Annotated in this window: 1 protein-coding gene; it reads left to right on the forward strand. The window is 44.2% G+C overall.

Features of this window, described 5'->3' with window-relative positions:
• The coding region (locus tag ACNQ0W_RS25600) for a sulfatase-like hydrolase/transferase (protein WP_417933332.1) at positions 1 to 294 on the forward strand (294 nt) is incomplete at both ends.

The raw sequence follows: 294 nt of genomic DNA on the forward strand, positions 1-294 counted from the left end.
TATTACAAGCGTTCCAAAGCGCCATATCAGCCATTTCAACCGACCTGTAATACCAATGCTATTCAGGGCTGTAGTACAGAAGAATTAAAGAATAGCTATGATAATTCGATTGTATATACAGACCATGTTCTTGCCCAGATCATTGAAACTTTAAAGCAGCAGACTCAATATCAGACCGGTTTCTGGTACCTGTCTGATCATGGAGAATCCACCGGAGAGCATGGTTTATACCTGCATGGTGCTCCTTATAGCATGGCACCGACCCAGCAAACCCATGTCCCGATGCTGATGTGG

The sequence above is a fragment of the Enterobacter cloacae complex sp. 6730903 genome (genome assembly GCF_048283985.1).
Lineage (GTDB): Bacteria > Pseudomonadota > Gammaproteobacteria > Enterobacterales > Enterobacteriaceae > Enterobacter > Enterobacter hormaechei_C.